The 12,931-nt window shown below is 71.4% G+C and carries 11 protein-coding genes; 7 read left to right on the forward strand and 4 right to left on the reverse strand.

Annotated elements, in window-relative coordinates; genetic code table 11:
* Positions 1-20 precede the first annotated feature (20 nt).
* The 5 genes from glf to K6T13_RS04810 all read left to right on the forward strand — a co-directional run bounded on the left by glf (position 21) and on the right by K6T13_RS04810 (position 7,779).
* Positions 21-1,202: a UDP-galactopyranose mutase gene (glf, locus tag K6T13_RS04790; protein WP_222897389.1), complete on the forward strand. Its 1,182-nt coding sequence runs from the start codon at positions 21-23 to the stop codon at positions 1,200-1,202.
* A complete protein-coding gene (locus K6T13_RS04795; protein WP_222897390.1) occupies positions 1,199-3,247 on the forward strand; it encodes a glycosyltransferase in 2,049 nt (682 codons plus the stop codon). Before glf ends, K6T13_RS04795 begins: the two co-directional genes overlap by 4 nt.
* Positions 3,237-4,136, forward strand: coding sequence for an ABC transporter permease (locus K6T13_RS04800; protein WP_222897391.1), 900 nt, complete (start codon positions 3,237-3,239; stop codon positions 4,134-4,136). Before K6T13_RS04795 ends, K6T13_RS04800 begins: the two co-directional genes overlap by 11 nt.
* Entirely contained in the window at positions 4,136-4,891 is a 756-nt protein-coding gene (locus tag K6T13_RS04805; RefSeq protein ID WP_222897392.1) for an ABC transporter ATP-binding protein, read from the forward strand. Before K6T13_RS04800 ends, K6T13_RS04805 begins: the two co-directional genes overlap by 1 nt.
* Positions 4,892-5,052: 161 nt before the next feature.
* Entirely contained in the window at positions 5,053-7,779 is a 2,727-nt protein-coding gene (locus K6T13_RS04810; RefSeq protein WP_222897393.1) for an FG-GAP-like repeat-containing protein, read from the forward strand.
* 5 nt (positions 7,780-7,784) lie between these two features.
* Here K6T13_RS04810 and K6T13_RS04815 read toward each other — a convergent pair whose 3' ends face one another.
* Complete coding sequence (locus tag K6T13_RS04815; RefSeq protein WP_222897394.1) at positions 7,785-8,489, reverse strand: TIGR03089 family protein; 705 nt, start codon at positions 8,487-8,489, stop codon at positions 7,785-7,787.
* 18 nt (positions 8,490-8,507) lie between these two features.
* Between K6T13_RS04815 and K6T13_RS04820 the strand changes: the two genes are divergently transcribed.
* Positions 8,508-9,587: a mannose-1-phosphate guanylyltransferase gene (locus K6T13_RS04820; protein ID WP_222897395.1), complete on the forward strand. Its 1,080-nt coding sequence runs from the start codon at positions 8,508-8,510 to the stop codon at positions 9,585-9,587.
* Positions 9,588-9,626: 39 nt separating this feature from the next.
* Here K6T13_RS04820 and K6T13_RS04825 read toward each other — a convergent pair whose 3' ends face one another.
* The 3 genes from K6T13_RS04825 to cofD are packed head-to-tail and all read right to left on the reverse strand — an operon-like array spanning position 9,627 to position 12,370.
* Positions 9,627-10,373: a DUF3105 domain-containing protein gene (locus tag K6T13_RS04825; protein ID WP_222897396.1), complete on the reverse strand. Its 747-nt coding sequence runs from the start codon at positions 10,371-10,373 to the stop codon at positions 9,627-9,629.
* 45 nt (positions 10,374-10,418) lie between these two features.
* On the reverse strand, positions 10,419-11,363 hold the full coding sequence (gene cofE / locus K6T13_RS04830) for a coenzyme F420-0:L-glutamate ligase (protein ID WP_222897397.1): 945 nt from the start codon (positions 11,361-11,363) through the stop codon (positions 10,419-10,421).
* Positions 11,360-12,370: a 2-phospho-L-lactate transferase gene (cofD, locus tag K6T13_RS04835; RefSeq protein ID WP_222897398.1), complete on the reverse strand. Its 1,011-nt coding sequence runs from the start codon at positions 12,368-12,370 to the stop codon at positions 11,360-11,362. Before cofD ends, cofE begins: the two co-directional genes overlap by 4 nt.
* Before the next feature lie 230 nt (positions 12,371-12,600).
* Here cofD and K6T13_RS04840 point away from each other — a divergent pair, with 230 nt between their 5' ends.
* On the forward strand, positions 12,601-12,855 hold the full coding sequence (locus K6T13_RS04840; RefSeq protein ID WP_222897399.1) for a WhiB family transcriptional regulator: 255 nt from the start codon (positions 12,601-12,603) through the stop codon (positions 12,853-12,855).
* Positions 12,856-12,931: the final 76 nt, after the last annotated feature.

A 12,931-nucleotide genomic window follows, 5' to 3' on the forward strand; every position in this document is an offset into this window, starting at 1 on the left:
CACAGAGGAGACATCAAGCCTTGTCCAACCCTGACCTGGTCGTCGTCGGCTCCGGCTTCTTCGGACTCACCATCGCCGAGCGCTGCGCGAACGAGCTCGACCTGAAGGTGCTCGTCCTCGAGCGTCGCCACCACCTCGGCGGCAACGCCTACAGCGAGAAGGACCCCACCACCGGCGTCGAGGTGCACAAGTACGGCGCCCACCTCTTCCACACCTCCAACGAAAAGGTGTGGGAGTACGTCAACCGGTTCACCTCGTTCACCGACTACAAGCACCGCGTCTTCGGCAAGTACCAGGGCCAGGTCTACTCGCTGCCGATGAACCTCGGCCTGATCAACCAGTTCTTCGGGAAGTCGCACACGCCCGACGAGGCGCGCGCCCTCATCCGGGAGCAGTCGAGCGAGATCGCCACCGAGGACGCCCAGAACCTCGAGGAGAAGGCGATCAGCCTCATCGGGCGGCCGCTCTACGAGGCGTTCATCAAGGGGTACACCGCCAAGCAGTGGCAGACCGACCCCACCGAGCTGAGCGCCGACATCATCACCCGGCTGCCGGTCCGCTACACCTTCGAAAACCGGTGGTTCAGCGACACCTACGAGGGGCTGCCGGTCGACGGCTACACCGCCTGGCTGGAGCGCATGGCCGACCACCCCAACATCGAGGTACGGCTCGACACCGACTTCTTCGACGTGGCCGACGACTACAAGGGCAAGGTCCCGATCGTCTACACCGGCCCCGTGGACGAGTACTTCGGCAACGCCGAGGGACGGCTCTCGTGGCGGACCGTCGACCTCGAGGAGTCGGTCGAGGACGTCGACGACTTCCAGGGCACCGGCGTCGTCAACTACAACGACCAGGACGTCCCCTTCACCCGCATCATCGAGTTCAAGCACTTCCACCCAGAGCGGGTGAAGACGCACCTGCCGGGCAAGACCGTGATCGTCCACGAGTACAGCCGGTTCGCGGAGGAGGGCGACGAGCCCTACTACCCGATCAACACCGCCGAGGACCGCGAGAAGCTGCTCAAGTACCGCGACCTCGCGCGCCAGGAGCCGATGGTCCTCTTCGGTGGCCGGCTGGGCACCTACAAGTACCTCGACATGCACATGGCCATCGGGTCGGCGCTGTCGATGTACGAGAACAAGCTCCGCCCCCACTTCGCGGAGGGCACCGAGCTGACCAGCGGAGGAGTCGACGAATGACCGTCACCCACACCCAGACCACCGGCGACGCCGCGGCCGCCGCTCCGGGCACCGCGCGCGTGCTGCTGCAGCGCCAGATCATGCCGGCAGACCGCGACACCGACGTGATCCGGCTCTACATCGACCCGGACCCCGCCGTCCTCGACGCCGACAAGTACGAGGTCGGCCACAACAAGACCGCCCAGGAGCTCAACGCCGTCGCGATGCGCCAGGCGGTCGGCACCGGCACCCAGGTCCACCCCGACCAGATCGTCTCCCGCACCGCCTACCGGCTCAAGCTGGGCGACAAGCTCTCCTTCGGCACCTACTTCAACGCCTTCCCGGCCTCCTACTGGCGGCGCTGGACCATCGTCAAGGACGTGCGCCTGACCATCCGCCTCACCGGCAGGGGCGCCACCGTCACCGTCTACAAGTCGATGGCCAACGGTCGTTCCCAGCGGGTCGACTCGGCCACCAACGAGGGCAAGAAGGGGGAGTACTCCTTCGACCTGCCACTCAAGCCCTTCGTCGACGGCGGCTGGTACTGGTACGACGTCGTCGCCGCCGACGAGGAGGTGGTGGTCGAGTCCGCCGAGTGGACCGCCGAGGTGCCCGAGGACCGGGCCGGCCACGGCACGGTCACCATCGGCATCACGACGATGAACCGGCAGGACTTCTGCGCCAAGCTGCTCACCCAGCTCGGCGAGTCCGACCGGCTCGGCGACTACCTCGACGAGGTCCTGGTCATGGAGCAGGGCAAGGAGAAGGTGGTCGACTCCGAGTACTTCCCGGAGGCCGAGAAGGCGCTGGGGGAGCGCCTGCGCATCATCGAGCAGGGCAACATCGGCGGCTCCGGCGGCTTCGCACGGGCGCAGTACGAGGGCCTGCGGGCCGGCCGCTCGACGTACGTGATGATGCTCGACGACGACGTGGAGTGCGAGACCGAGGGCATCGTCCGCGCGATCACGTTCGGCGACCTCTGCCGCAAGACGACGATCGTCGGCGGGCACATGTTCAGCCTGTTCGCCAAGGCCTCGCTGCACAGCTTCGGTGAGCGGGTGTCCCCCTACTCGTTCTGGTGGGGCTCGGCGCCCGGGGTGTTCAACAACTGGGACCTCGGCAACCGCAACCTCCGCTCCAGCCGGTGGCTGCACGCCCGCGTCGACGTGGACTACAACGGCTGGTTCATGTGCCTGATCCCGCGCGAGGTGCTCGCCGACATCGGCCTCTCGCTGCCCCTCTTCATCAAGTGGGACGACTCCGAGTACGGACTGCGGGCCAAGGACGCCGGCTACCCGACGGTGTCCCTGCCGGGCGCGGCGGTCTGGCACGTGCCGTGGACGGACAAGAACGACGCCCTGGACTGGCAGTCCTACTTCCACCACCGCAACCGGTTCATCGCAGCGCTGCTGCACTCGCCCTACCCGCGCGGCGGGCGGCTGGTCCGCGAGAGCCTCAACCACCAGATCAAGCACCTGGTGTCCATGCAGTACTCCACCGTCGCGCTGCGCCACAAGGCGCTCGAGGACGTGCTCGCCGGTCCCGAGGGGCTGCACGAGCTGCTCCCCACGACCCTGCCGGCGATCAAGGAGCTTGTGAAGGGCTACGACGACGCCACCCTCGTGGCCGACCCGGCCGAGTTCCCCGAGGTGAAGCGGCACAAGCTGCCCCGCAAGGGCAAGGAGGCCTCGCCGGTGATCTCCGGCAAGCAGGCCACGCTGCAGGCCCTGCTGCAGCCGCTGCGCCAGCTGCGCCGGCCGCGCGACCTCGCGCAGGTCCACCCGGAGTCCGAGATCATGGCCCAGGACGCCAAGTGGCACAAGATCGCCCGCTACGACTCGGCGATCGTCTCGATGCCCGACGGTACGTCGGCGGCGTTCTACCGGCGCGACCGCGAGCGCTTCCTGGACGGGCTGCGGCGTACGGTCGCGATCCACCGGCGGCTGGCGACCGAGTGGGACGAGCTGGCCGCGCGCTACCGGGCCGCCCTGCCCCAGATCACCTCGCCCGAGGCGTGGGAGGAGACCTTCCGGCCCTGGCTCGACGGTGGTGTGGATGAGCGCTAGTCCGGAGGCGGAGCTGCCGCCGCTGACCCCGGCGAGCCACCACAACGGGCTGCTGGAGGTCTTCCGGCGGCACTACCTGCTGCGCCTGCTGGTCCACAGCACCGTGCAGTCGCGCTACCAGGGCACCTTCCTGGGGTGGGCGTGGAGCTACCTCCAGCCCGCGGTGCGCTTCTGCATGTACTACTTCATCTTCCAGGTCTTCATCGGACGTGGCGGCGAACCCGGCAGCGCGCGGTACGTCGAGAACTTCGCCGTCCACCTCGTGGCCGGGATGATCGCGGTCCACTTCTTCACCGAGACCTTCAACGGGGGCACCCGTTCGCTGGTGAGCAACCGCTCGCTCATCGTGAAGCTGGCGATGCCGCGGGAGCTGTTCCCCGTGGCGACGATGCTCGTGGCGCTGTGGCACACCATCCCCATGATCGTGATCATCTCCGGCATCAGCCTGCTGCTCGGCTGGGTGCCCGACCCCACCGGAATCGCCGCGGGCCTGCTCGGCTTCGGGATCCTGATCGCGCTCGGTCTCGCCCTCGCCCTGGTGTTCAGCGTCGCCAACGTGTTCTTCCGGGACTTCAGCAAGGTGGTCCAGACGCTGACGCAGTTCACCACGTTCAGCGTGCCGATGATCTACCCCTTCACGTTCGTGGAGATCCGGTTCGGCGAGTTCGCTCAGTACTACCTGCTGAACCCGCTGGCCGAGGCCGTGCTGCTGGTGCAGCGCTGCTTCTGGACCGGTACCACCGAGGACCCGGCGGCCACGGCCGCGCGGCATCTCCCCGACGACCTGTTCCAGCGCGGCGGCGTGATGCTGGGCATCTCCGTGGCGCTGCTGGTGGTCGCCCAGATCGTCTTCACCCGGCTGGAGCGCCGGATCCCGGAGCGGCTCTGATGACCACCATGATCGAGGTGGACGGTGCCACCAAGTCGTTCACGATGCAGTACCACCGCTCCCTGAAGCAGATCGTGATGGCCCGGGCGCGCGGCATGAAGACGCACGACCGGTTCAACGCCGTCGACGACGTGAGCTTCACCGTCCAGGAGGGCGAGTCGATCGGGGTGATGGGCCTCAACGGGTCCGGCAAGTCGACGCTGCTCAAGCTCATCAGCGGGGTGATGCGCCCCGACGGTGGCACCGTGCGGACTCGTGGTCGCGTGGCGGGACTGATCGCCACCGGTGCCGGGTTCCAGGCCCAGCTCAGTGGTCGCGACAACCTCTGGCTCAACGCCGCCATCCTCGGCATGAGCGAAGCGGAGACCAAGCGCAAGCTCGACGAGATCATCGACTTCGCCGACCTCGGCAAGTTCCTCGACACCCCGGTCGCCTACTACAGCTCGGGCATGAAGGCGCGGCTGGGCTTCGCCGTCGCGATCAACGTCGACGCCGACGTGTTCATCGCCGACGAGGCCCTGGCCGTGGGCGACCAGCCCTTCAAGCGCAAGTGCAAGAAGCGGATGCGCGAGATCCGCAAGCAGGGCACCACGATCTTCTTCGTGAGCCACTCGGCGGGGGCCGTGCGCAACCTCTGCGACCGGGTGCTCGTCATGGAGCAGGGCAAGCTCGGGTTCGACGGTGCGGTGGACGAGGGGATCCACTACCTGCACTACGACGAGCAGGACGACGACGACGAGGACGACGACATCTGAGGACCCGCCCGCAGGGGTGCCGGCAGGGATTTCGGCCGCGCTCGGCGTGTCGGGTGGAAATTACAGGAATGTAGTTACTCAGTTCTGCTTGCGGGCCCCCCTGTGACTGGTGTGACACTTGCTACTCGTGTGAATCTTCCCCCACACAGGAGCAGCCCCCCATGCGTCGGAGTCAGTCCCAGTTCGTCACCTCCTGCCAGCAGCTGCTGGCCCTGGGAGCGGTGCTCGCCGTGCTCACGCCGGCCGCCTCCGTCGTCAGCCTCGACGTCGTGCGCCAGGCGCCGCAGCCGGTCCCCGGGGCGGCCGGTGGTGGACGCCCCGCCGAGTTCTCGGCGTACACACGCGCAGCCCAGACGCCCTCGCGGGTGTCGACGGCACCGGTCGACGCCGAGGTCACCGACCACCAGCTCACCCCCGACCCCGGGGTGCGCGGTCGGGTGACCACGCGGGCGCGCACCACCCTGGGCGGCCGGGTGGTGACCAGCGAGGCCGAGCCGGTCGACGGCTTCGGGGGCGTGGGCGTCACGTGGGACCCGACCGCGGAGGTGGACGAGGACCTGATCGCGGTCTCCGTGCGAACCCGGACGGGGGACACCTGGTCGGAGTGGACGGGCCTCGAGTACCACGCCGAGCACGGGCCGGACCCCGACAGCCCCGAGGGGCTCGGCGTCCGCCCGGGGACGGACGTGACCTTCGTCGGCGAGGTGGACGAGGTCCAGGTCCGCGCCACCGCCCCCGAGGGCGCCCCCGCCGGACTGCGACTGTCCGTCGTGACGCCCGGCGAGGAGGTGGGCACCGCCCAGGAGCTGCCGGAGCTGGGACCGGGTGCCGACGCCGCTGCGACGACGCAGGCTGAGGGCACCGAGGACGGCGAGGTCGCGCTCGAGCTCGCGGCACGGTCCACCAGCGCCCCGCGGCCGACGATCTTCTCCCGCAAGCAGTGGGGCGCCGACGAGCGGCTCCGGGACGGCCGGCCGAGCTACGGGACCGTCAAGGCCGGCTTCGTCCACCACACGGTCAACGCCAACGACTACAGCCGCTCGGACGTCCCGGGGATGCTCCGGAGCATCTACGCCTACCACACGCAGTCCCGCGGCTGGAGCGACATCGGCTACAACTTCCTCGTCGACAAGTTCGGCCGGATCTGGGAGGGCCGGGCCGGTGGCGTCAAGCGCCCCGTCATCGGCGCCCACACCCTCGGCTACAACCACGAGTCCTTCGCCATGTCGGCGATCGGGAACTTCGACACCGCCGAGCCCACAGCCGCGATGCTGCAGGCCTACGGCGCCCTCTTCGCCTGGAAGCTCGGCCTGCACGGGGTCGACCCGCGCGACTCGAACCAGGTCGTGGCGGGTGACCGGTTCCGGGCGATCAATGGGCACCGTGACGCCGGCTCGACGGCGTGCCCCGGGCGCTACCTGTACGCCGAGCTGCCCACGATCCGCCGCCACGCCGCCAACGCCGGCGAGGTCCCCACGGAGCCCGAGCCGCCCCAGGAGCCGGAGACGCCGGAGATCCAGCTGGACCAGGTCGACTCCGACCTGGTCGGCACCCGCTACCCGGACCTGGTCGTGCGCCGGGCGTCCGACGGCCGCGGGTTGATCGTGCCCACCGGCGGCCTCACCTGGTTCACGAAGCCCCGGGTCCTCGCCGAGGGTTGGGGCACGCGCACCACCCTCGCGGTGCCCGACATGACCGGTGACGGCCGGCCGGACCTGGTCACGCGTGATGCCGCCGGGGCCGTGGAGGTCCGTGCGCTGAAGCCCTCGGGCCCGGCCGCCGGTGTCCACCGACGGATGCGACGCTTCGAGGGGGCGCAGCTGCTGGCCCTGGCGGGCCGGGTCAACGGGGACCGACGCCCCGACTTCGTGGCGCGCCACCGGGGGCGACTGGTCTCCTTCCTGAGCAACCGCAAGGGCGGCTACCGCCGCGTGACGACCACGACCGGTCTGCGTGGCGCCACCCAGGTGGTGGGTGCCGGTGACGTCACCGGCGACGGCCGTCCCGACCTCTGGATGACCGACCGCAAGGGCCGGCTCCACCTCCACCGCAACACCGGCGACGGCCGCTTCCGCGCCCGCGAGCGGGTGGCCGGCAGCTGGGGTGACTACGACTGGTACGCCGGCGGCGTCGACTACACCGCCGACGGCGTGCCCGACCTGGTCGCCCGCGGCTCCGACGGCCTGTTCCTGCTGCCGGGGCGGGGTGACGGCACCCTCGGGCGTGCCACCGGCCCGGTCCGCGGCGGTGTGCTCTCGATGGTCAGTGGAGCCGGGCAGCTGGTCGGCGACGAGGCCCCGGACCTCGTGGCGGTCACCGGCAACGGCGCGCTCGTCGTCCTGCCCAACCGCGGCACGTTCGACCTGGGCAAGCCGGTCGACACCGGTCGGTCCTTCTCGCGCGGCGAGCTGCTCCTCAACGCGGGTGACTTCACCGGCGACGGGCACGGTGACGTCATCCTGCGCCGCGGCAACGGCTCGCTGTGGCTCTACACCGGCAACGGCACCGGTCGGCTCGGGAAGCCGGTCCGGATCGGTGGCAAGTACTTCGGGCGGCTGGTCGAGCTCCGCGTGACCGCCGACGTCACCGGGGACGGTGAGCACGACCTCGTGGGGCTCGAGCGGGACGGTTCCTGGACCCTGTGGCAGGGCCGGGGCGCCGAGCTCGTCACCGCCGGCACCACCGTCCGGGCGACCGAGCGGCACCCGCTCGAGAAGAGCGCCACCTACGACTGGATGCTGCCGATCAGCGACCTGGCGGGTCGCGGTGTCGCCGACGTGGTCGCCCGCGACCGCGACGGCCTGCTCTACCGGCTCGACGGGCGGCGGCGCAGCTTCGGTACGCCGCGCTACCTCGGCGAGGGAGCGGCCTACGACCTCGGGGGATAGGAGCGTCAGGCCCGGGACGTCGCACGTTCGGACGCGTACGTCGCCCCGACCCGGTCCGGGTCGGGGTGGGCCACCAGGACCACCGAGCCGCCGCGGACGAGCGGCTCGGTGAACGAGGAGAGACCGGAAGGGGAAGCCGGGTTCGCCTCACTGTAGAGGCGGCCGCCGTCGGCGAGGAGACTCCCGGCGGCGGCCGCCTCCCACACCGCGGCGTGGGTCTCGGTGCCCACCGCGGCGTCGTCGGGGCCGGGCGGGTCCAGCGGGGCGAACGCGTCGGGCTGGCTCCACACGGTCGCACCGACGTCGTGGACCCCCGCCGGGAGCGGCGCGTCGAAGGGCCGGCCGAGCGGGTGCAGCGCGGAGGCGAGGACCACGGCGTCGTCGGCGTACGGCGCCCACCGGTCCACACCCCCGGGGCCGCACACGAAGGCGTCCGCCGCCTCGTCCCACACCACCGTCAGCCCCACGGTCCACGCCGCGCCGAGGAACACCGGTCCCAGCCAGTGGCACGGGAGGTCGAGGCGCAGCGACTGCCCGCGCTCGAGGTCGTGCTCCTCGGCCAGCAGCGACGCGGTCTTGGCGACCCAGTTGGCGTAGGTGGTCACCGACAGCTCGGTGCGCTCCCCGGAGGCATGGTCGTAGAAGGTCACGAGCGGGCGGCCGGGGTCGGCGCGCTGCAGCCCCGCCAGGATCGTCGCGAAGGTCGTCATCCCCCTAGGGTTCCACCCATGTCGGACCTCCAGCACTTCTGGGCCGTGGTGCCCGCCGGCGGTGCCGGCACCCGGCTCTGGCCGCTGTCCCGGGCCGCGTCGCCCAAGTTCCTGCACGACCTGACCGGCGTGGGGCGGTCCTTGTTGCAACAGACGGTCGACCGGCTGCGGCCGCTGGCCGCGGACCGGGTCGTGGTGGTCACGGGGGCCGCCCACCGCGACGCGGTGGTCGCCCAGCTCCCGGAGCTCGACCCCTCCTCGGTGGTCGCCGAGCCGTCGCCCCGCGACTCGATGGCAGCCGTGGGGCTGGCTGCCGCCCTGCTGGAGCGTCGCGACCCCGACGCCGTCATGGGGTCCTTCGCCGCCGACCACGTCATCGCCGACCCGCTGGCCTTCGAGGACGCCGTCCGCCGGGCCGTCGCGGCCGCCGAGGACGACTGGCTCGTCACGCTCGGCATCGCGCCGACGTACGCCGCGACGGGCTTCGGCTACATCCGGCTGGGCGAGGGCCTGCCGGGTCACGAGGGCGTGCACGTCGTCGGGGAGTTCGTCGAGAAGCCGTCGGCGGACGTGGCGACCGGCTACGTCGCCTCCGGCGACTTCCGCTGGAACGCCGGCATGTTCGTGTGTCGCCCCCGGGTGCTGCTGGACCTGCTCGCGGGTGAGGACCCGGGGTTCGCCGCAGAGCTCCGCGAGATCGCCGGCGATCCCGAGAGCCTGGCGGAGCGGTGGCCGCGGCTCCCGCGGATCGCGCTCGACCACGCCGTCGCCGAGCCCGCCGCGGCGGCCGGGCGGGTCGCCGTCGTCCCGGCCGACCTCGGGTGGGACGACATCGGTGACTTCGACTCCCTCGCGGGTCTGCTCGGCGGCGGGGCCGGGAGCCCGACCGTGCTCGGTGACCCCGGGCTGGTGCGGGCACTGGACGCCTCCGGCCTGGTGGTGCCGGGGTCGGGGCGCCTGGTGTCGGTGGTCGGGCTCGAGGACGTGGTGGTGGTCGACACCCCGGACGCGCTGCTGGTCACCACGCGCGAGCGGGCGCAGCACGTCAAGGACGTCGTCGTGGGACTGCGGGACGGGGGACGGGGCGACCTGGTGTAGCCCGCCCTGCGGTGGTCCGGCCGTGCCGGCCGGACCACCTCACATGGCGTTCGGCTCGGGGGAGTCGGTGTAGGGGTACTCCTCCATGAAGGCCTCGAGGGCCTCACCGCTGGGGTCGGAGCAGTACTGCCAGACACCCTGCTGCCCACTGTTGGGGTCACCGTCACCGCCGACCGACCAGTGGCTGAACGCCACGTGCTGGCCGTCCGGGAAGGAGTCGCCGTCCTCGGCGGTCCAGGGCACGGCGATGAACTTGCTGCGCAGGTTGTCGGTGCCCTCGAACTTGTCGGCGATCCCCCGGATCGCGTCCATGGCCTCGCCGTCCTCGGCGATGGTCTCGTCGTACCAGAGGACCGTGTAGCCGTGCTCGAGGTTGTGGACCAGCGACTCGAGCTCCGGGCGGTCGCCGGTCGTGTAGAACTTCTTGGAGAACGGCGCGGGGGCCACCCCGAACTCGTTCCAGTGGGGGCCGAAGGCCGGGGGCGCCTCGTCGTACTCGACCTGCTGGCTGGTGTCGACGTGCTCGGCGTTGCCGGTGGCCTCCTTGGTCTCCGTCTCCTGGCACGAGGACGCGGGGGCACCGATCTCGGAGAGCTCGAGGGCGCGGAACTGCCGTGTGTCCCACCAGTTCTTGATCGGCTGGAAGGCGGCGGCCCCGACGATGAGCAGGGCGACGACGGCGCAGACGCCGACGATCATCAGGCCGCGCCGACGCTCGGCGTTCTGCTGCTTGCTCCGGATCGCGTCGATCTTCGCCTGGCGTTCGGACTTGGCGGGCTTGGCCACGGTCGGGGACTTCCTCGTCTCGTCTGGGTGGTCGTCGGGCGCAGTCTACGGAGTGCCCGGCAGCAACCGTGCCGTGGCGGGCGGGTCGGCGCGCACGGCGTGCCAGCCGTGGGCGAAGGCGAGCACGCACAGCGCCTCCCACGCCCCCTCGGCGAGGAGCCCGGAGCCTGCCGCCTGCGGGGGTACGCCGGTGACGGCCACGACCGCCTCCGCCACCTCGTCGCTGGCGGCGACGGCACCGAAACCCACCCGGGTCGAGGGGTCACCGGCCAGGGCACGGACGACCGCCTCCCGGCTGCCGAGGCCGAACATGTCGGCGTCCTCCGGGCGGATGAGTGCCGCGGCGCCGGGTCCGTGGTCGCCGGGAGGGAGCACCAGGTCGGGCCGCCCCCGCACCACGGCGAACGGCCGGCGGCCGAGCTTCCCCTGGACCAGCTCCGCGGCCGCCGCCAGCTCGTCGGCGACGGCGGGGGCCGTCACCGCCAGGTCGTTGCCGTAGCCGTCGCGACGGCCCGCGTGGTCGTCGAGAACGTGGACGCCGGCGGCACCGACGGCCAGGTCGGTCTGTCCCGTGCGCCAGGCGCGGCCGGCGGTGTCCGTGACGACCACACCCACGTTGCGGCCGGTGAGCTGGGCGAGCCGGTCACGGAGGCGGCGGGCGGAGGCGTCGGGGTCGACGGGGAGCAGCACGACCCGACCCGGCTCGACGTTGGACGCGTCGATCCCGGCTGCCGCGAGGGTGAGGCCGTGGTGGGTCCGCACGATGCGCGTCGCGCCGCGGCGGGCGACGACCCGCGCCGTCTCGCCCGCGAGCGCGTCGTCGCGGGTGCCCGGCACGACGCGTCCCTCCGCCTTGCTCACGACCTTGCTGGTCACGAGCACGACGTCGCCGTCGTGGAGCTCCACGAGGGCGGTGAGCGCCTCGGCGAGGTCGTCCCCGGGGCCGACCTCGCCCACGCCCTCGGGGGCCACGAGGTGCAGCTCCGTCACGGCGACACCAGCTCGAGGGCGGCGGCGGCCATCGAGGCGGTCGCGTCGTCGTCGGTCATCAGCAGCGGCACGGCCGCGGCAGCCAGGCCGTGCCGTCGCAGGGCGTCGACGTCGCCCGCGTCGGCGTCGTCGACCAGCCAGCCGTCGAGGACCCCGTCGCCGGCCCGCGCGCCGTAGTGCTGTCCCACGCCGAGCGCGCTGACCTCCACGCCGATCACCGGCAGCAGCTGCTGCGCCATGCCGTGGACGTGTCGCCCGCCGATGATGGGGGAGAGGCCGACGACACGGGCGTCGGTGGCGGCCAGGGCGTCGCGCACCCGCGGCACACCGAGGATGGTGCCCACCGAGACGACGGGGTTGGACGGCGGCAGCACCACCAGGTCGGCGTCGGTGATCGCATCCACGACCCCCGGTGCCGGCGAGCAGTCGTCGAGGCCGATCACGAGCACGGCTTCGGCTGGCACCTCGGCCCGCAGCCTCACCCAGTACTCCTGGAAGTGGACCACCCGCCGTCCGCTGGGAGCCTCGGGATCCGTGATCGCGATGTGGGTCTCCACGCGGTCGTCGGTCATGGGGAGCAGGCGGACGCCGGGCTGCCAGCGACGGCAGAGCGCCTCGGTGACCTGCGACAGGGGGTAGCCGGCGTCGATCATCTGGGTCCGGACCAGGTGGGTCGCGAGGTCGCGGTCGCCCAGCCCGAACCAGCTCCGGTCCACGCCGTAGGCCTCCAGCTCCTCCCGGGCGTGCCACGTCTCGTCGCGACGCCCCCAGCCGCGGTCGAGGTCGATGCCGTCGCCGAGCGTGTACATGAGGGTGTCGAGGTCGGGGCACACCTTCAGGCCGTGCAGCCACCAGTCGTCGGCGGTGTTGGCGACGACGGTGACCTCGGCGTCGCGGGCGACCCCGGGTAGGGTGCCCGCCGCGACGCCGTGGCGCAGTCCGCGCACGAAGCGGGCGCCGCCGACGCCGCCGGACAGGACGGTGATCCGCCGGATGGACCTGGGCATGGGATCAGCCTGCCGTACATCAGAAATAGTCATTCTGGGTGGTTGTCACCCATACCAGAACCACGCTTGACTTTGCTTGTACGACAGGCGTGTAATTCCCACAGTGTTCTTCCAGGTCGCACGAGGCCAGTCCCGCTAGGGGCCGGGGGCACGGGGGATGCACACGCTGGACACATTGGGGGGCTCCGGGGCGGCGACGTCCCGGCGTCCGGGTCGAAAGGGCGAGAGCCGTGAGAGAACTTCTTCTCCTCGACGGAGACGCCGACGAAGCCGGGTGGCAGGAGCGCGCGCTGTGCGCGCAGACCGACCCGGAGGCGTTCTTCCCCGAGAAGGGCGGATCGACCAGGGAGGCCAAGAAGGTCTGCCTGACCTGCGAGGTACGCAACGAGTGCCTCGAGTACGCCTTGATGAACGACGAGCGCTTCGGCATCTGGGGAGGGTTGTCCGAGCGCGAGCGCCGCAAGCTCAAGAAGCGCGCGGTCTGATCCGAGCGCAGCCGACGCCCGGGGCGAGGTGCCCCGGCCGCGGCTGAGTTCGGCCGACGCGTCCGGGCCCGGTTAG

The sequence above is a fragment of the Nocardioides coralli genome, from assembly GCF_019880385.1.
Classification (GTDB): domain Bacteria; phylum Actinomycetota; class Actinomycetes; order Propionibacteriales; family Nocardioidaceae; genus Nocardioides; species Nocardioides coralli.